Below are 19,454 nucleotides of genomic sequence, written 5' to 3'. Positions count from 1 at the left end.
TTCGAATTAGGTTAGTAGATGGGGGGCGTTTTCACTTTTTCAAGGTGAATGCGGGAGCTCAGTCCAGTTGAATCTTCATCGCGCTGATATTCAGGCGCGCGAGCTTGTCTTGCGCTTTGTTCAGTGCAGAGCGTGATTCAAAAGGCCCTAAACGAACCCGATACCAAACGCCATTTTTGCCATCGGAGCGGCTCGTTTTTACATTGGGTAAGCCAGAAAGCAGTAGCTGAGCACGCATCTTCTCGGCATCGGCAGCGCTGCGAAATGAGCCCGCTTGCAGCAGATAGGTCTTGCTAAGCTTTTCTGTACGTGGCGTAGATTTGTAGGCATCTACCTGCGCTGGCGTGACTTCGCTCTCGGGAAGTAGTTCATAGAAGGTGAACTTCTCCTCTTTCGGCTTCGGCGGGGTAGGAGGAGGTGTTGGCGCCGCTTTGGTTGAGCGCTCTACAACCTTGGGTTGCGCGACGATCGTTTTCTCGGTTTTTGGCGTTGCAGCGACAGGCTTTGGTTGGCTCGGCTTTGGCGCAGGTTTAGCTTTAGGTTCCGGCTTTGGAGCGGGAACTGAGCGTTCTACCTGTGTAGGCTGCGTCGGTGTAGAGTCGACTTTTAGCAACTGATTGAGCAGGAAAACCAGACCGGCGAGCACCAGAAAAGTGGTGATCGCCAGCTTCCATGGCACTTTTTTGGGTGCCGGTTGAGGGGCCTTTTGTGGCTTCGGAGCGGACTTTGCCGGTGCCTTTCGCTGGCGGCGAGATTGTGGCGCATAGTCTTTACGCGAAGCCATAGAGCAGACCTCCTGTGTCTTACATCTGCTCGGGTGCGCTAACACCCAGCAGGCCAAGTCCGTTGGCAAGTACGTGGCGTACAGCAAGTGCCAGCGTCAAACGCGCATTACGAACATCGGCATCTTCTACTAGCGTCTTCTCAGAGTTGTAGTAGGTATGGAAATCTGCCGCTAGGTCTTTCAGGTAGTTAGCGATCTGGTGTGGCTCGCGCGCTGCCGCTGCGTTGCGCACAACCTCCGGGTAGCGGCCTAGGTTCATCACCAGTTGCTTCTCTGAATCCAGTGTGAGGCTACCTAAAGCGGCGATACCAGTTTCCTCATCCCAGCTCCAGTTGTTTTCTGCAAGCTTACGGAAGATCGAGCAGACACGTGCATGAGCGTATTGAATGTAGTAAACCGGGTTGTCTGCTGACTCTGAGCGGGCAAGGTCGATATCGAAGGTTAGGTGGCTGTCGGACTTGCGAGCAGCGAGGAAGAAGCGTGTCGCGTCGCGGCCCACTTCATCAATAAGGTCCCGCAGGGTAAGGTAGCTACCCGCACGTTTTGAGATCTTAACTTCTTCACCGCCACGCATGACGGTCACCATCTGGTGCAGTACGTAGTCCGGCCAGCCTTTTGGAATACCTGTGTTGAGCGCTTGCAGGCCTGCACGGACGCGGGCAATCGTACCGTGGTGGTCAGCGCCTTGTTCATTGATCACTGTGTCGAAACCACGCTGCCATTTATCCAAGTGATAAGCGACATCAGGGACGAAGTAGGTGTAACCGCCTTCTTTCTTGCGCATTACGCGGTCTTTATCATCACCAAAATCTGTGGTGCGCAGCCATAATGCGCCGTCTTCTTCGTAGGTGAAGTCGTTCTCGATAAGCGTATTGACGGCAGCTTCTACTTTGCCATCAGCGTAGAGTGAGGACTCTAGGAAGTAGACATCAAAGTCGACGCCGAAAGCTTTCAAGTCTAAGTCTTGTTCGTGGCGCAGGTAAGCCACCGCAAAGTGGCGAATCGCGTCTAGATCATCAGCATCTTGAGTGCCGGTAAAGCTCTGGTCTTCTGATGTTACGGTGTCGCCGCGCATGAAGCTATCTGCTAACTCAACGATATACTCACCACGGTAGCCGTCAGCTGGCCAGCTAGGATCTTCTGGTGTGAGACCTTTGCAGCGAGCTTGCACTGAGAGCGCCAAGTTATTGATCTGCGCACCCGCATCGTTGTAGTAAAACTCACGGGTAACATCCCAACCATTCGCTTCCATCAAGCGGCAAAGGCAATCGCCGACCGCCGCGCCACGGCCATGCCCGATGTGCAGCGGCCCTGTCGGGTTTGCTGACACGAATTCAACCTGTACTTTTTTACCAGCGCCGCTATCGTTGCGGCCGTACGCGTCAGCTTGTGTCAGGATCGCCTTGATCAAGCTGCTGGTGGATGCGTCGCTGACGAAAAAGTTGATAAAACCTGGACCTGCGATCTCTGTTTTCTCTACGAATTCAGAAGCAGGTAGCGCGTCAACGAGCATTTGTGCGAGCTCACGCGGGTTGCGTCGAGCCGGTTTTGCCAGAGTCATTGCAATGTTAGATGCGAAATCACCGTGGGACTTATCACGTGTATTTTCAACCATGATTTTCGGTTGCACGTCGGCGCCCAAGGTGCCGTTTTCGATCAGAGCCTGAACGGCGGCGCTGATAATATCTGCGATTTGCTGTTTCATCTGTTGTTAAATACCGGTCGATTCAAGAATGGGTTAAAAGACCGGCTATTATCTCTTGTTGGTCGGGGGATGTTAACCCCCGACCGCTGCATCCGAGCATTTTATTGGTGTTTAAATCCGAAAACGAGAGATCAACTGGCGCTGCTCTTGGACAATGCTTAACAGCGTGCTGCTACTTTGAGCTGCACGCTCGGCACCCATTGATGTTTCGGTGGAGACTTCGTTAATGCCAACCAATGTTTGGTTGACTTCACGTACGGCAGAGTTTTGCTGGGCGGCGGCTTCAGCGATATGAGTGTTCATGTCGCGAATGCTGCTAATCGCTTCTTGCATCGTTTCTAAAGCATGGCTGGATGACTGGGCATACTCGACACACGCAGCGGCTTGGTCATGGCTATTGCGCATATTATCGGCCACGCTACGAATACGGCTCTGCATGTTGTTGACCATACTCTGAATCTCCTCGGTGGAGTTCTGTGTGCGGCTCGCGAGTTGGCGTACCTCATCGGCAACTACCGCGAAGCCGCGGCCATGATCTCCAGCACGGGCTGCTTCAATTGCCGCATTGAGGGCCAGTAAATTGGTCTGCTCGGCAATAGTGTTGATCGTCTCAAGAATGGTGTCGATCTTTTTACTATCATTCTCAAGCTCGGACGAGGCATGTACGGCGCTCTCAATCGCAGATGATTGCGATTTGATGCTCTCGCGGGTTTGCCCCATTTTGCCCACAACGTCAAAGCTGAGTGATTCGCAGTTTTGTACCGCCTGCAATGTGGAGTCGGAGTGTTGAGATACCTCGCTGACGGTGCTCTCCATCTCGGTTGCAGCTGCAGCGGTTAGCTCAAGCTGGCGGCTTTGCTCCGCCATGGCTGAGGTTGTCTCTTGGCTCGTGGAAGCGTTGCTCTCGGCCACTGATGCCAGTTGCTGCGTGTTATTGATGATGCGGTTGAGAATCTCTTGTAGGCTGTTAACAACCAAGTTAAGACTCTGCGCCAGCTGGCCAAACTCATCATTGCGATGATCATCAAAACGCGTGGTCAAGTTGCCATCGCGCACCTCTTCAAGGCTCTTCTGAATGGCGCTGAGAGGGCGGCGAATGGTGTTTAGCACAGCAATACCAACAATAACCGCCAATACGATAGCTGCAATACATAAGCCGATAATCAACATGCGGCTTGTGTCGATGGTGCTTTTAGCTGACGCACGCGCGGTTTGCGTGTCCGCCAATGTCATCTGAAGGACGCTATCTAGCATCGTTGCTGTTGCGGTGAGGTGAGTTTCTGCTTGATCAAGTGTTGCTTGCAGTTGTTTCTGGGCTTGGTCTAGCTTGATATAAGCGCCCATCAAGCCGATTTCGCGATGGATCGAGGCTTGTATACCGATGATAATCCCCTCTATACGAGCGCCATCGCTCTCTATCTGTTTGAAGTTGTTGAACTGCTCTGTGAGCAAATCACGGTTCTTCTCTGCGGAGCTAACGAGGCGCTTGATATCCCGCGTACGCTGATACCCGCGTATTGAGAGGCGTAATTTATTCGCTGTACGCATGATTTTACGAATCTCAATCATGGGTAGCTCTGGTGGATCATTAGATAGATAACGTTGGCCCCAGTTAGAGAGAGAGTCTATCTGCGATTGGAACATCTGGGTCTCGGTGATCACTTCGGCTTGGGTCTTATTAACCGTTTGATATAGCGCTTGGATGTCAGTGGCTTTCGCTTGGTATGCGCTACCTTCTGCTTGAACCTGCTCAAGCGTCGTGGCTAACTCGCTATTCGCTAACTGACCGCTCTTAAGTGCTGCTACCTGCTCTTCAAATGCGGTGTAGTGCCCATTAAAACTTTCAGCATATTCATCAAACTTATCCAGTGGATTATTCAGCAGTTTGAGCAGTGCTTGGTTTGCTTGATTGATGCGCACGATCTGCTGGTAGCTATCCATAAGTTTAGGTACCGAGTCATCCGTCACGACTCTGAGTTGCTTGTTGATATCTCCAATGCCAACGATACCGCCAATTCCAACGATAAGAATGGTCAAGGTGAGAATAGCGAAGCTTGCCAAGATCTTTTGTGAAATTTTCATTAGCCCAATTCTTCTTTTTGTTTTTGTAATGATTATTAAAGTAGTGTCGGCAGTTAAGTACAAACCTGTACGACTAAATATTAGTAGAGGTCGTACGGATCGACGTCAACTGACCAACGCACTTTGTTTGCTAAAGGATGAGTTTCTAGTGTAGTACAGATGAGTTTGAGTAGGTGTTGCAGTGCAGGGCGCTGCGCGGCGGTGAGTGATACTTGAGCGCGATAAACACCGGCGCGCTTCTCCATGGGAGAGGGGAATGGTCCCGACCACTGGCAGTAGGGCGCGTGCGGTGAAAAGTGGTCTCGGATCGCTTGGAGAAGAGCGATGCTGCGCCCCTGAGTGGATGCTTCGGCACGCAGTAGCGCCATATGCGTAAAGGGTGGCTGCTGGTACTGCTGGCGCAGCAGGAGCTCCTCCTTCGCAAACGCTTCATATCCTTGTGTGGTCAATGTATTCAGAAGCGGGTGGTCTGGCTGATGCGTTTGCAGCACCACGTGGCCCGGGTGGCTTGCGCGTCCTGCTCGTCCTGCAACTTGCATAATCAGCTGCGCGGTGCGCTCCATGCCGTGAAAATCTGTGCTAAACAGGCCGCCATCGGCATCTAGAATTGCCACGAGCGTTACTTTGGGGAAGTGGTGCCCTTTGGCGAGCATCTGAGTGCCAATGAGGATGCACGGCTCGCCTTTAAGCGTCTCGGCAATAATGCTATCCATCGCGCCTTTACGGGCCGTGCTGTCGCGGTCAACACGCAAGATAGGTACATCGTTAAAGTGTTGCTTAAGGGTCATCTCTGCGCGTTCCGTGCCGGTGCCCATCGGGCGTAGGTCATCTGCCCCGCAATGGTCGCACTGGCGCGGTATCGGACGCTGGCTGTCACAATGGTGGCAGTGCAGGTGAGGTGGGGATTGGTGCAGAGTCATCCGCGCATCGCAGCGCCGGCACTCGGAAATCCAACCGCAGCTATGGCACATGAGACTGGGCGCGAAACCACGGCGATTAATGAAGATCAGCGCCTGTGTACCGCTCTCTAAGTGTTTCTTAATGAGGGCTAATAAGTCGCTGGAAAAGCCGTTGGTAAGCGGTTTTTTGCGGATATCTAGCAGTGCGAACGTTGGCGCTTGGGCGTTACCTGCGCGGCTGCGCAGTGTCAGGTGGTTAGAACGCTGCTTGTGGCAGTTTGCAAGGCTTTCAAGCGCAGGTGTGGCGCTGCCTAAAACCACTGGGATCTGCTCGCCATGCCCGCGTACGATGGCTAGATCTCGAGCTGAGTAGCGAAACCCATCTTGTTGCTTAAAGGATCCGTCATGTTCCTCATCGACGATAATAATGCCGGGCCTTTCAAGCGGTGTGAAGATGGCGGAGCGTGTACCGATAACAATGGCTGCTTGCCCTGATTTAGCTTTGCTCCAAGCTTCGAAGCGCTGCTTATCGGTAAGGTTGGAGTGCATGACCACAATGTCGCAGCGAAAGCGATGATGAAAGCGCTGCAGCGTTTGTGGCGTGAGGCCTATTTCTGGCACCAGTACGAGTGCTTGGCGGCCAGAGTTCAAACAGTGATGAATGGCTTGTAGATAAACTTCCGTTTTGCCCGAGCCGGTGACGCCGTCGAGCAGGAAACTGGTAAATCCTTCGCTCTCGGTGATGTGGTTTAGAGCCGCTTGTTGTTCAGTGTTGAGCGCCAAAGGCGGCTCTTTGAGCAGGTGTTCAGGGTGGTTTGGGGCAGCTGATATCTCGTGCTCTGAAATGGCTCCGCTTGCAGCAAGTTTAGAGAGCAGTGCGGTATTGGCCCCTTCGGCAGTGAGAGCGGGCTTGCTAACACCGTGTTCATGAGCGCTAATCAGCTCAAATAGCGCTTTTTGGGCTGAGGCGCGGCTCGAAATTTTTTCAGCCCCCAGTGGCTCTGCGCACCAAACAGTATGTGGCGCAAGGTGGGCGCTATTTCCTTTACGTAAATAGGTTGGCACGGCATGGAAAAGCGCATCACCTAACGGGTGTTGATAGTAGTCAGCAGCCCATAGTGCTAAGTCGATAATGTAACTTGGTATAACAGGTTTTTCATCCAGCACCGCGATGATGGGTTTCAGTTTACCGCTTGGGATGTCAGTTTTATCGACAACTTCCAACAATAGGCCAATCAGCTCGCGCCGTCCAAAAGAGACTTTAATCCGCGTTCCGGGTTTTAGCTCGCTGTCTTCAGGTGAGCGTGCTAGGTAGTCGAACGTGCGCCGCAGTGGCGAAGGGATTGCAAGGCGCAGGATGTTCATATTGATATCGGGCTGCTCAGTTGTACATGTGATTGGGTATGGCGCCATTGTAGGACGTCGATGGAAGCTGCGCCAAGCCCTCAGCGGCGCAGGGTGTTGGCTCTTGTTTTGGTGGTTGGGTCGTGTATAATTCGCCGCCTACGATTTTATGCCGGTTTCACGGCATTATTTAAAAATCTTTGTACGGTGCTCAGCATAGATGACTGAGTGGCGGTGCAACGAAAAGCCGAGGTTAATATGCGCGCTGATATCCACCCAAAATATGAAGAAGTAACGATTACTTGTTCTTGCGGTAACACAATGAAAACTAGCTCGACTATGTGCTCTGATATGCACGTAGACGTATGCAGCCAATGCCACCCTTTCTACACTGGTAAGCAGAAAGAAGCGACTTCTGGTGGCCGTATCGACCGCTTCAACAAGCGTTTTGGTGCAATCGGTACTAAGAAAGCGTAATACGCGAACAATTCTGAAAAGGCGCCTTGTTGGCGCCTTTTTTGTTTTTGATCTCGGTGTTGGATGCAGGTCGCCTTGTGTTGTTGGTTTGATGAGTGCGTGAGCAGAGTGCGGCGCTTACACGTTATTTATATCCGAACGGGCAAGGTTTCTAGTTGCTTAAATGTGTTTTTATATCTGCTGGCACTCACAAGCCGGTTTTTTCTAGGCTGTGCCAATATTAATCATTCTTTGTTTAGCGACGCTTGATTTTACGAAATTGCGGAAAATTTCGTGCAATCTGTTCATTTTTAGTAAACCTTTTTGTCGAAAAAGCGTTTGAAAGGAAAATTGATTCCAATATAAGCGAATGTGAGTGGTTGTTCGCTAAAACCCTTTTCTATATGATTGTTTGTCCGTCTTTTATTATTTAAATTTTGGAAAAGCAACCATGTCTGAAGATCTAAAACAAGCGGCACTGGATTACCACGCGAACCCTCGTCCTGGTAAAATCAGTGTCGAGCTGTCTACATCAGCTGAAACTGCCCGTGATCTTGCTTTGGCGTATAGTCCTGGTGTTGCGGAACCTGTCCGCGAAATCGCTAAGGACCCAGAAAACGCTTATAAGTACACAGCTAAAGGGAACTTGGTGGCAGTGATCTCAAACGGTTCTGCGATCCTTGGTCTGGGGGACTTAGGTCCATTGGCGTCTAAGCCAGTAATGGAAGGTAAGTCTCTACTGTTTAAAAAGTTTGCAGGCATTGACTCTATCGATATCGAGGTAGATGCAGAAAGCCCACAAGCTTTTATCGACACAGTAGCGCGTATTGCTGAGACATTTGGTGGTATCAACCTTGAGGATATCAAGGCACCTGAGTGTTTCGAAATCGAGCGCGCCTTGATCGAACGTTGCAATATTCCTGTATTCCACGATGACCAACACGGCACTGCTATCGTAACAGCTGCTGGTATGATCAATGCGCTGGAATTGGCAGGTAAAAAACTAGAAGACGCTACTATCGTTACCCTAGGTGCAGGTGCTGCAGCTGTCGCATGTATGAAGCTGCTATTGAATATGGGAGCCAAGGTCGAGAATATTTATATGCTTGACCGTAAGGGTGTGATCCACTCTGGCCGTGAAGACCTGACTACCGAGAAAGCAATCTTTGCAACCGAGACAGATAAGCGCACGCTAGATGATGCGATCGATGGAGCTGACGTATTTGTTGGTCTATCTGGTCCAAATCTTCTGTCTGCAGAGCAATTGAAGAAAATGGCAGACAACCCTGTTGTGTTTGCCTGCGCTAACCCTGATCCAGAGATTCGTCCAGAAGTTGCGCATGAAGCGCGCTCTGACGTGATCATCGGTACAGGCCGTTCCGACTTCCCGAACCAAGTTAACAATGTATTGGGCTTCCCATTCATCTTCCGTGGTGCATTAGATGTTCGTGCATCTGCCATTAACGAAGAGATGAAAGCGGCAGCTGTCCGTGCGCTGGCTGACTTGGCAAAAGAACCTGTGACTCAAGAAGTACTTGATGCTTACGGTCTTGAATCGCTGGAGTTTGGTCGCGAATACATCATTCCTAAGCCAACAGATTCGCGCTTATACAGTGCGCTATCTATGGCAGTTGCCCAGGCTGCGATTGATACGGGCGTTGCTCGTGACCCGCTGCCAGCTCACTATCCGTTGACAACCTTGGCGGATGAACAGCGCTAACTAAGGTTAGGAATATGATCTAAAAAGCCCAGCTTATGCTGGGCTTTTTTGTGTCTGCGAAAAGCAGGATTTGCTCTTCGGGAAGAGCTAGTAATCGCCGCTTGCCATTAGGCGTTAAGGCAAGCGGCCTTAGTGTGATGCTAAAAGATATCTTCAGCTGATTGGCCAGGTGGTGCGCCGGTTGCACTATAGCCTTGGCGTGGCAGCTGCTCAGCTTTGAAGTATTCAAAGATCGTATTGCCTTGCCCGGGTTGGGCGCGTAAGCCCGTTTGCGCATCAATGCGGGCTTGTACAATGCCTGCAGGGACGGGGAGTGGTGACTCTGGTGTATCGGCTAATGCTGTGCGCATAAAGTTGATCCAGATCGGCAACGCTGCCGTGCCGCCGTACTCTCGGCGGCCTAGCGGCGCGGGTTGGTCATAGCCGACCCATGCGGTTGCGACAATGTTGGCGTTATAGCCCGAGAACCATGCATCCTTCTGCTCGTTGGTTGTCCCTGTCTTGCCGGCCAAGTCGTTACGCTTGAGCGCGCGAGCGCGTGTTGCGGTGCCTTTGCGGATAACGTCTTGCAGCATGCTGTAAAGGAGGTAATTAGCGCGTTTGTCCATGATGCGAGGTGCTGGATGATCGCACTCACTACAAACCATGGGGGCGCTGTTCTCGAAAACGATATTGCCGTCTTGGTCCTCGATACGATCAATGAAGAAGGGCGCAACGCGATAACCGCCGTTGGCTAACGCAGCATAGCCGGTGGCTAGTTCCATTGGAGTAACGTCCGCACTGCCTAGCGATAAGCTTAGATTGGAGGGAAGTGTGTCCTTGTTGAAGCCAAACCGTGCGAGGTAATCAATTCCTTTACTGATTCCCAGTGAGCGCAAAACGCGAATTGAGACAAGGTTGCGTGATTGATATAACCCAACCCGCAAACGTGTTGGGCCAGCAAACTTGCGGTTTGAGTTTTCTGGTCGCCAGCCTTCATCTAATGAGTCGTTCTGTACTATCGGAGCGTCATTGACGATCGTTGCGGGTGTAAAGCCGTTTTCAAGTGCGGCTGCGTAGATGAAAGGCTTAAAGTTGGATCCCGGTTGGCGCAGTGCCTGCGTTGCGCGGTTGAATTTGTTGTGGGTGAAGCTAAAACCGCCCGCCAATGACTCAACGGCACCTGTCTGAGGGTTAAGCGCCACCAGCGCGCCCTGTACCTTAGGTACTTGGCTGAGCTCCCAGTGTTCGCCCGTATTAAAAATACGAACTAGATCGCCCACTGCGGCGATATCAGATGCTTTTTTTGGCGCAGCGCCTGTGTAGTTGACCGTTTTGAAAGGTTTAGCCCATGCTAGTCCCTCCCAGTCGACAGTGATTTCTGAACCGTCTTTGCGCAGCACTTTTAAACTTTTCTCGTCGACATCGATAACTAAAGCAGGCTCCACTTGTGCGAAGGCGGTTTCATCTTTCAGTAGTTGTTGCTTCTCAGTTAGGCTGAGTTGGCTAATGTCGAACTGTTTTTCAGGGCCTCGGTAGCCGTGACGTTTAACGTAGCTGAGTAAGCCGTTGCGTAACGCGGTATTTGCTGCCTCTTGCATGCGGCTATCGACTGTCGTGTGGACGGTAAAGCCGTCGCTGTATAGCTCCTCACCGTAATGCTCGAAGAGCTCGCCTCGTACCATCTCCGCAATATAGGGTGCGTATAGTTCGATATCAGTTGTGTGGTACTTAGCCGTGACAGGCGTGTTGACTGCGCTTTCATACTCGGATGATGAGATGAAGTTTAAGCTCTGCATACGGCCTAAGATCCAGTTACGACGTTCCAGCGCGCGTGTCGGGTTGGTAATTGGGTTGTAGGCAGAGGGTGCTTTAGGCAATCCGGCGATCATTGCGAGCTGGGCAATGTTGAGCTCGTCAATGTTTTTGCCATAGTAGGTGTTTGCAGCGGCTTGGATGCCATACGAGCGGTGGCCAAGATAGATCTTGTTGACGTATAGCTCCATGATCTCCTCTTTTGATAATGACTGTTCTATCTTAAGAGAGAGAAGGATTTCGCTGAACTTACGCTCAAACGTACGCTCGCGTGTTAGAAAGAAATTTTTCGCGACCTGCATCGTGATGGTTGAGCCGCCACTTTTAATCTGACCACTTGAAGCCAGCTGCACCGCTGCGCGCGCTAAACCAATGACATCAATACCGAAGTGCTCAAAGAAGCGGCTATCTTCAGCGGCTCTTAGGGCATAAACAAAGTTTGGTGGTATCTCTTCAAAGTTGACGGGGATGCGCTTTTTCTCTCCAAACTCTGCGATGAGCTTGCCATCACTAGAGAGTACCTTTAGCGGTGTTTGGAACTTAACATCCTTTAGTGTCTCGACATCCGGTAGTTTCGGCGAAAAATGGTAATACAGGCCAACGCCCAACGCAGCAGCGCCGATAATACCGATAAACGCGAGTGCTATCCCAAGCCGGAGAAAAATCTTTAGTGCGCGCATTGTGTCTTGATTTACCTCAAATTTAAGAGAAAACGCATTATATAGGGCGAAATATACTCCTATCTAGTTGAATTAGAGTTTAACTTTTATCGTTTTATGGCTAAAGTTGGTCTATAGAAGGTAAATCCATATCTTTTAAGGAAAAAATAGTGATCAGTTTGTTCGGGAAGAAGTCGGCTAGCTGGGTTGGAGTGGATATCGGTTCATCATCGGTAAAACTCGTCGTACTCTCTAGGCATGGAAGCAAGGTCGGGCTGGATGCATACGCGGTTGTGTCTTTGCCGCCAACAGCGATCATTGATGGAAATATTCAGGAAGTGCAGCCTGTTGCGGATGCCATAGAGCGCGGCGCTAAGCTATGCGCGCTCAAAAATGGTGTGGCAGTCACAGCGGTGCCCTCATCCGCGGTCATTATTAAACGCATTGAACTTAGCAGCTCGTTTACCGAACTTGAGCTGGAAGAGCAGGTGCGCGTAGAGGCTGATCAATTTATTCCTTACCCTCTTGATGAAGTTGCACTCGACTTCGAAGTTGTCGGGGCATCCCCCTCCCACCCCGAATTAAATGAAATTCTCTTGGTTGCCTGTCGCCGTGATGATGTTGATCAACGCGAAGATACGATTGCGGCCGGCGGGCTGAAGTGCGAAGTGGTTGATGTAGATACCTATGCGATAGAGCGCAGTTATCCCATGCTGCTCAGCGAAGATCCCGGCGTGGAAGATATGGTCGCAATCGTCGATATAGGCGCTTCTACGCTGACGCTAAACGTAATCCGAGATCACAAAGTCATCTATAACCGTGAACAGTCTTTTGGTGGTAACGACTTAACGACGAGTATTCATCATCAATACGGTATGTCGGTTGATGAGGTGCAGCAAGCATTACGTTTGGGCGAGCTTGGCGAAGAGATACGAGATGCCATCGTTATGCCGTTCCGTTATACCGTTGCGCAGCAGGTTTCACGCGCCTTGCAGTTCTTCTACTCATCAGGTGTGCAGCATCAACTTACAAAGATATATGTCTGTGGCGGGACTGCAGCAATTGATGGGCTTGTCGATATATTAACTGAGGAATTAGATGTTCCTGTGTTTTTGGCAGATCCATTCTCGAAGATGGAACTTAATAGCAAGATCAATCGTGGTCGCTTAATGAAAGACGCCCCTGCACTTATTAAGGCATGCGGTTTGGCTCTTCGATCATTCGATCAGTAGGAACAGTGAGATATGGCGAAGATTAACCTCAGACCTTGGCGTGAAGAGCGCGCGGCAGCAAAACAAAAAGAGTTTGTGACCAATGTTGCTGCCTCAGCATTGTTTGGTTTAGCCCTAGTCCTCTTGGTTGGCTACTACTACGACGTTCAGTTTGACCGTCAAGTGGCGCGGAATGATTACCTCAAATCAGAAATTGCAAAGCTCGATCTCAAAATCGAGGAGATTGAAGACCTTAAGAAGCAACGTGAGCGTCTTCTGGAGCGTTTGAACGCGATTCAAGAACTACAGGGCAACAGACCTATCATTGTACGAAACTTCGACGAGCTAGTTCGTGTGCTACCTGATGGTCTTCATTATGTCTCTCTGGAGCGCAGTGAGAATGGCTTTGATGATGCAGGCCAAGCTAGTAGTGAAGATGCTATAAAAATCAGTGGATTAGTGCATCAAAATGAAGATGTATCGGAGCTGATGCGTAATCTTAATGATTCGATTTGGTTTGGCGAACCTGACCTTTCAGTGGTTGAGCGCTTAGACGAGAAAAACTCGAAGGTGGTTGTGGAGCACCAAGGTCAAAACATGTTCAATCTCGTGGTTGACTTGGCGAAGCCAAAAGCAGAGGAGGCGGAGTAAACGAATATGGATGCCTTCAAAAAAGCGTTTCAAGGGTTTGATCCTAACAACCTTGACTTAAATACCGCTGGTAACTGGCCTATCGGTGTTAAGGTTATCTTCTATCTCATCGTGCTTGGCCTAGTTTCATGGGGTGGTGTGCATTTTTACGTTCAGGATAAACACGATCGTCTTGAACGGGAGATCAGCCGTGAGTCGGAGCTGCGTAAAGAGTTTGAGTCCAAATCCTTTCAGGTGGCGAACCTTTCTGCTCTACGTAAGCAAATGGAAGACGTTGAGGACAAGTTCTCTGAACTGCTGCGCCAACTCCCAACTGCGAAAGAGGTGCCGGGTCTGCTAGAAGACATCACAGATATCGGCCGAGCAGCGGGTCTAGAAATTAAGAGAATTGCCCTTGAGCCCGAGAAAAAAGAGCAATTCTACATCGAGTTACCGATCAATATAGAAGTACAAGGAACCTACCATCAGATGGGGCAGTTCGTTAGTGGTGTAGCAGCGATTAAACGAATCGTGACACTACATAACTATAAAATTGTTGCTGATGAGGCCGGTGTACTGCAGCTGAAAATTGATGCTAAGACATATCGCTATGATGACTCAGAATAAAGTGAAGTTTCTAACCGCCAAAGGGCAGCTGATATGCTTGGCGGCCTCCGTCGCTTTGTTATCCGGTTGTATATGGGTTGAAGATAAAAATGACCTCGTGCGTTTTGTCAGTGATGTACAGGCGAGGCCGAAAGGCAAGATAGAGCCTCTTCCCACGTTCAAGCCTTATCTCAGCTTTGTGTATGAAGGCGCTAGTTTGCGTGACCCATTCGTACCTCTTGTCAGAGTGGAGCTGGGCGACATGGAGATGGAGATGGATGATGGCGTCGAGTTAGAGCCTGATCAAAATCGGCCTCGGAGCTATCTCGAGCAGTTTTCGCTCGATGACTTAGAGATGGTTGGTACCGTTGGGAAGACCGAAGCTGAAGTTACTTGGGGCCTTGTTCGAGATCAAAACGGCGAGATTCATCGGGTATCGGTGGGTGACCATATGGGGCTTGATTTTGGTAAGGTAATCGCCGTTTTAGATGAGCGATTAGATGTACTTGAAATTATATCTGACGGTCGAGGCGGATGGATGCACCGCCCACGTGTTGTTGAGCTAGTAGGACAAGAGTAATAAGGAACCAGAATGACTACCAATAAATGTTTGCTGAGCGTCTCAGCTAGGGAACTGAAGCGTGTATTACTGGTTTGCTTGTTGCTTTGCTCTACGGGCATCGCCTCGCTAGCTAATGCTGCTAATACACTATTAAAAGATACGGCTTTCGTAAAACTACCCGGTAATAAGCTGGAAGTGCGGCTTGACTTCGATCACGCACCGGGCGATCCGCGCGTGTACGCAATCGACAGCCCTCCAAGGCTGGTACTCGACTTCTTCGGAGTCGAAAACGACATTGGTAGCAAATCGGTGGCAATCAAAAATGATTACATCGATACACTCAATTTTGCACAAAGTGCAGATCGACTTCGGGTGGTCGCAAACCTATTCCTAGCGACACCTTATGAGACGTATGCGCAGGACAACAGCTTGTTTATCGTGTTCGGTGGTGGAGAGTCGGTTGCTAGTAAAAACGCTTCGGCCCCTGTGCAGCCTCAGCCCGTCGCAGAAGCGAAGCCTGCGGTCAGTGCACCTGTAACGAAGGTGGCAAAAGCACCGGCGTTAGCTAAAGCTCAAACGGTCAAGCAGGCCTATGATGACAATACACGCGTTAAAGGTATCGACTTCGAGCGCGTTGCTGGTGGTATCGGACGTGTGACGATTGCTTTGTCTGATGACAAGGCTGGTATTGATATTGAAGAAGAGGGCAACAATGTTGCGGTGACTTTGACAAGCGCATTGCTGTCTCCAGGTCTGCAGCAGCGAGTTAATGTCCAAGACTTCGCGACACCGGTGATGTTTATCGATTCGGTGAGCCAAGGTGGTAATACAACCATCTTGATCAAACCAGAAGCGACACCTTACGACTACATGGCATACCAAACGGGTTCTCAGCTCGTTCTAGACTTCAAACATTTGACTCGGTCAGAAGAGGATGAGGAAGCCGAAAACGAGTTTCCTTACAAAGGTGAGAAGATCGACCTTAACTTCCAAAATGTTAGCGTGCGGTCAGTGTTGCAGATCCTTGCGGAAGTGGCTCAACTTAACTTGGTTGTGGACGATGAAGTAACTGGCCAGATCACGTTGCGCCTTAAACATGTACCTTGGGATCAGGCCTTGGATATCGTGCTGAAAACGCGAGGCTTAGACAAGCGCCAAGTGGGTAATGTTTTGCTGGTGGCGCCTGCTGAGCAAATTGCCGAACGTGAGCGTATTGAGTTGGCAAGCCAGCAGTCGGAAAAAGAGCTATCTCCGCTGCGTACAGACTTTATTCAAGTTGATTTCCGTAAAGCATCAGAAATGAAGTCACGTATTGAAGCAGCGCAGCTCATTTCAGAGCGCGGCCTCATTATCGCTGATAACGAAACGAATATTCTGATGGTTCGAGAAACGGCAGCGCAGCTCGAGCAGATTCGAAAGACCATCAAAAAGTTTGATGCCGAAGTTGAGCAGATCATGGTAGAAGCTCGTCTGGTTACAGCGTCTACCGACTTTACCAAAGAGCTAGGTGTTCGTTGGGGGTTTGGTTTGCAGTCGGACCGCTGGGTGGCTGGTGGTGGCGGTAGCTCATCCCCTTACTATGCAGAAGATTTTCCCGCAATTGGTGTAAATACCCCCCTCAATGTCGACTTAGGTGTTGATGAGGCAACGTCGACTTTCCGCATTGGTTATGCGTCGAGTGATTTCTTGATCTCTGCAGAGTTATCTGCCCTTCAGAACGAAGGCAGTGCAGAGGTGGTATCCCAGCCAAAAGTGATTACCACGAATGGTAAAGCGGCGCGTATCGAGTCCGGTACAGAACTGCCATACCAAACGGTCGAAAACGGCGAAGTGAAAATTGAGTTCAAAGAGGTTGTATTGCGCCTAGATGTTATTCCGCAAATCAACCCAGGTGATCGAATCGCGCTAGACCTTAAGATTACTCAGGACTCTGTTGGCCAAGCATTGGAGAGTGGCGAATTTGCTATTGATACGAATGAGCTTGTGACTTCAGTCGTCGTGAAGGACGGTGATACAATCGTCCTCGGCGGAGTATATAAAAACAAGCAAGTTGACGGTACGCTCAAGACGCCAGTACTCGGTGATTTGCCGGGGATCGGCCGTCTGTTCCGTAAAGAGACTAAAATCGATGAAAAAGTCGAACTCTTGATCTTTATTACGCCAAAGATTATCCGTGAGTCGCTGTCAGCTAGTCGTTAATTGAGGCAAGTTTTTGAATATTATTTTAGTAGGGCCTATGGGGGCAGGAAAAAGTACCATAGGCCGACTACTTTCTCATGAGCTAAAGCTAGCTTTCACGGATGTTGATCGAGAAGTAGAGGAACGGGCAGGGGCGAATATCCCGTGGATTTTTGATGTTGAAGGTGAAGAGGGCTTTCGGCAAAGAGAAGCTCAGGTGATAGATGAGCTTACACTGCAAGATGGGCTGGTTATCGCTACAGGCGGTGGTGCTGTGATTCGTGCCGAAAACAGAGCTTGTTTACAAAGTAGAGGGACGGTCATCTACCTAATGACATCTGTTGAGCAGCAATTAGAGCGCACAGCTAAGGATAAAAACCGCCCACTACTGCAAGCCGATAACCCAAAACAAGTGTTAGAGCAGCTGATCGAAAAGCGCGAGCCGTTCTACCTTAGCACTTCTGATATTGTCGTTAAAACAGACCGGCGCCATCCTAAAAATGTTGTCAATGAAATTATCAGACAGCTAAAGCGTAAAGAACTCATCAACTAGTACTGCGGAGCCATCTACTGTGCATACACTTAATGTCGATTTGGGCGATCGATCTTATCCAATTTTTATCGGTTCAGATGTCATCGATACGGCACAACTGACTCCTTATATCAAAGGCAGTCAGGTGATGATTGTTACCAATGAGACAATCGCTCCCCTGTACTTAGATCAACTACGTGGAATGTTGGCCTCGTTTGAGGTGGATAGCGTCGTGCTGCCCGATGGCGAAGCTTATAAAGACCTCGAGCATCTTAATTTAATCTATGATGCACTCTTAGAGGCGCGACACAACCGTACGACAACGTTAATTGCGTTAGGTGGTGGTGTTGTAGGAGACATGACAGGCTTTGCGGCTGCGAGCTATCAGCGTGGTGTTAACTTTATCCAAATTCCAACCACCTTGTTGTCTCAGGTGGACTCTTCTGTGGGGGGGAAAACGGGCGTAAACCATCCGCGTGGCAAGAATATGATTGGTGCATTTTATCAGCCACAAGCTGTTCTGGCGGATATTAGCGTCTTCTCAACGCTACCTGACCGAGAGCTTTCCGCAGGGCTTGCTGAGGTCATTAAGTACGGCCTCATTTACGACGTACAGTTTTTTGAGTGGCTAGAAGAGAATATGCCTGCGCTGATAGCGCGCGACCCAAAAGCACTCTCTTATGCAGTACAGCGCTCGTGTGAAATCAAAGCCGAAGTTGTTGCCCAAGATGAGCGAGAAGCAGGTATTCGTGCGTGGCTCAATCTTGGTCATACCTTCGGTCATGCTATTGAAACGCATCAGGGGTATGGTAATTGGCTGCACGGCGAAGCCGTTGCTGCGGGTACTGTTCAAGCCCTTGAGTTGTCCTGCGAACTGGATTGGATCACCGAGCGTGATGTGGCACGTGCTACTGAGCTTCTCGCCGCCGCTAACTTGCCGATCGAGCCGCCAGAAAATATGTCTGAAAAAGACTTTTTAGAACTGATGGCGGTTGATAAGAAGGTTATCAATGGTGAGCTACGATTAGTGCTTCTCAAAGCACTGGGCGAAGCGACGGTGACGTCTGACTATCCGGCGAGCAGTTTGTCCAAAGTACTGAACCGCTCACGCTAGCCTATTAGGTATCCCCATATGAGCCAGAACTTCTACTTTGAGCCAGATAGCCGTCTGCAGTTAATCGACAAAATTCTCCATTTGCTGCGCTACTCCGACTTCTTAGTGGTCGTTTCAGGCCCTAAAGGCAGTGGTAAAACATCTGTTGCGAAAAAGTTAGCAGTAGAAAGCCTAACCTCTGATATCCGCCAAATTCGGATATCTCTGCGTGAGGAGACCAGCGCAAGCCAGTTGATGGCATTGGCGGCGAAAGCGTTGGGAGTGGATGTTACTAATGATGACCCATTAACACAGCTTCATGCTCATAGCCGTGCCCTCCATGAAGTGCACCAACACCTGCTGATACTGATCGATAATGCCGAGTGGCTAAATGATGAAGCGATCGAGCTGCTAGCAGGGTTGCTCGTCTCTGGCACCGGAATGCCAAAAGTTATTCTCGCGGGCGAGCCGGCTATCAAGACGCGCCTTGCTTCGCTTGCTGTTGGAGAGCTACTCGAAGGAAAAATACACTTTGAAGAGTTGCACCCATTTACACTCGATGAAGCGAAAGAGTTCATCAAGCTGCGCTTCCCGAATCAGCCGGCGCTCAAAGCCAAGCAACTGAAGAGTGTATTTAAAAGCAGCGAGGGGTTTCCCGGGCGTCTAACGGATGCCGTATCGGAGATTCACCGTAGCGGTGGTCAAGCTGCTCCAGCTAAGCGCTCAACTGCCTTTCCTTTACCGCTGCCGCACATGATTGGCATGGCTGCGGTGCTAGTAGGGGTATTGGGTATCGCAACTTGGCAGTTTATGCCAGAAGATTCGCAGGCTGTGCAAGCGAACTCAGATGACCCGAAAAGTCGGATGTCAGTGCCACTGCGTGTTGCTGTGCCTGAAGAGGAGGTCCTAGCGACCACCGAATCTGTCCCAGTGATTAGGAGCACGCTATCAGAACGTTTGGAGCGGCAAGAAAAACTACGTCAAGGTGAGCTGGTACCACCGCTTCCAGAAGGCAACGAAACTAAGAGTGAGTTAAGTAAGAAGCTTGACCAAGCGCTGGCCGATAGTACGCTGAATACTCCAGCTCCAGCTCCAGCTCCAGCTCCAGCTCCAGCTCCAGCTCCAGCTCCAGCTCCAGCTCCAGCTCCAGCTCCAGCTCCAGCTCCAGCTCCAGCTCCAGCTCCAGCTCCAGCTCCAGC

At 50.2% G+C, this 19,454-nt stretch carries 15 protein-coding genes; 10 read left to right on the top strand and 5 right to left on the bottom strand.

Annotated elements, in window-relative coordinates; all coding sequences use genetic code 11:
* Positions 1 to 58: 58 nt before the first annotated feature.
* From E4L36_RS10035 to E4L36_RS10020, 4 genes are all read right to left on the bottom strand, one after another.
* Positions 59 to 784, bottom strand: coding sequence for an SPOR domain-containing protein (locus tag E4L36_RS10035; RefSeq protein ID WP_136680500.1), 726 nt, complete (start codon positions 782 to 784; stop codon positions 59 to 61).
* Positions 785 to 803: 19 nt separating this feature from the next.
* Complete coding sequence (gene argS, locus E4L36_RS10030) at positions 804 to 2,489, bottom strand: arginine--tRNA ligase (RefSeq protein WP_136680499.1); 1,686 nt, start codon at positions 2,487 to 2,489, stop codon at positions 804 to 806.
* Positions 2,490 to 2,600: 111 nt separating this feature from the next.
* Complete coding sequence (locus E4L36_RS10025) at positions 2,601 to 4,571, bottom strand: methyl-accepting chemotaxis protein (protein WP_136680498.1); 1,971 nt, start codon at positions 4,569 to 4,571, stop codon at positions 2,601 to 2,603.
* A gap of 80 nt (positions 4,572 to 4,651) precedes the next feature.
* Positions 4,652 to 6,883, bottom strand: coding sequence for a primosomal protein N' (locus E4L36_RS10020; RefSeq protein WP_240770709.1), 2,232 nt, complete (start codon positions 6,881 to 6,883; stop codon positions 4,652 to 4,654).
* Between the two features lie 189 nt (positions 6,884 to 7,072).
* On the opposite strand from E4L36_RS10020, the gene rpmE reads away from it, so the two are divergent.
* Both rpmE and E4L36_RS10010 read left to right on the top strand, forming a co-directional pair.
* Complete coding sequence (rpmE, locus tag E4L36_RS10015; RefSeq protein ID WP_127693687.1) at positions 7,073 to 7,291, top strand: 50S ribosomal protein L31; 219 nt, start codon at positions 7,073 to 7,075, stop codon at positions 7,289 to 7,291.
* Positions 7,292 to 7,721: 430 nt separating this feature from the next.
* Positions 7,722 to 8,990 (top strand): malic enzyme-like NAD(P)-binding protein, encoded by a 1,269-nt coding sequence (locus tag E4L36_RS10010; protein ID WP_136680497.1) that lies wholly within the window; start codon positions 7,722 to 7,724, stop codon positions 8,988 to 8,990.
* A 140-nt stretch (positions 8,991 to 9,130) separates the two neighbouring features.
* Here the strand turns inward: E4L36_RS10010 and E4L36_RS10005 are convergent, their stop codons facing one another.
* Positions 9,131 to 11,464 carry a penicillin-binding protein 1A gene (locus tag E4L36_RS10005; RefSeq protein ID WP_136680496.1) on the bottom strand — a complete coding sequence of 778 codons (2,334 nt, stop codon included), beginning with the start codon at positions 11,462 to 11,464 and terminating at the stop codon, positions 9,131 to 9,133.
* A 149-nt stretch (positions 11,465 to 11,613) separates the two neighbouring features.
* Between E4L36_RS10005 and pilM the strand changes: the two genes are divergently transcribed.
* From pilM to E4L36_RS09965, 8 genes are all read left to right on the top strand, one after another.
* Positions 11,614 to 12,675 carry a type IV pilus assembly protein PilM gene (gene pilM, locus E4L36_RS10000; protein WP_127693324.1) on the top strand — a complete coding sequence of 354 codons (1,062 nt, stop codon included), beginning with the start codon at positions 11,614 to 11,616 and terminating at the stop codon, positions 12,673 to 12,675.
* Between the two features lie 12 nt (positions 12,676 to 12,687).
* Entirely contained in the window at positions 12,688 to 13,305 is a 618-nt protein-coding gene (locus E4L36_RS09995; RefSeq protein WP_127693323.1) for a PilN domain-containing protein, read from the top strand.
* Between the two features lie 6 nt (positions 13,306 to 13,311).
* On the top strand, positions 13,312 to 13,911 hold the full coding sequence (gene pilO / locus E4L36_RS09990) for a type 4a pilus biogenesis protein PilO (protein ID WP_127693322.1): 600 nt from the start codon (positions 13,312 to 13,314) through the stop codon (positions 13,909 to 13,911).
* Entirely contained in the window at positions 13,895 to 14,470 is a 576-nt protein-coding gene (locus tag E4L36_RS09985) for a pilus assembly protein PilP (RefSeq protein ID WP_136680495.1), read from the top strand. Before pilO ends, E4L36_RS09985 begins: the two co-directional genes overlap by 17 nt.
* 12 nt (positions 14,471 to 14,482) lie before the next feature.
* On the top strand, positions 14,483 to 16,651 hold the full coding sequence (pilQ, locus tag E4L36_RS09980) for a type IV pilus secretin PilQ (RefSeq protein WP_169051520.1): 2,169 nt from the start codon (positions 14,483 to 14,485) through the stop codon (positions 16,649 to 16,651).
* 13 nt (positions 16,652 to 16,664) lie between these two features.
* Positions 16,665 to 17,183, top strand: coding sequence for a shikimate kinase AroK (aroK, locus tag E4L36_RS09975; protein ID WP_276606067.1), 519 nt, complete (start codon positions 16,665 to 16,667; stop codon positions 17,181 to 17,183).
* Positions 17,184 to 17,202: 19 nt separating this feature from the next.
* Positions 17,203 to 18,276, top strand: coding sequence for a 3-dehydroquinate synthase (gene aroB / locus E4L36_RS09970; protein WP_136680494.1), 1,074 nt, complete (start codon positions 17,203 to 17,205; stop codon positions 18,274 to 18,276).
* Positions 18,277 to 18,294: 18 nt separating this feature from the next.
* On the top strand, positions 18,295 to 19,454 hold a 1,160-nt coding region (locus E4L36_RS09965; protein WP_136680493.1), incomplete at its 3' end, for an ATP-binding protein.

Origin of the sequence: Neptunomonas sp. XY-337 (genome assembly GCF_004959845.1) — a bacterium.
GTDB lineage: Bacteria > Pseudomonadota > Gammaproteobacteria > Pseudomonadales > Balneatricaceae > Neptunomonas > Neptunomonas marina.
The sequence above is the reverse complement of the archived record's forward strand: the minus strand, read 5'-3'. Positions and strand labels throughout refer to the sequence as shown.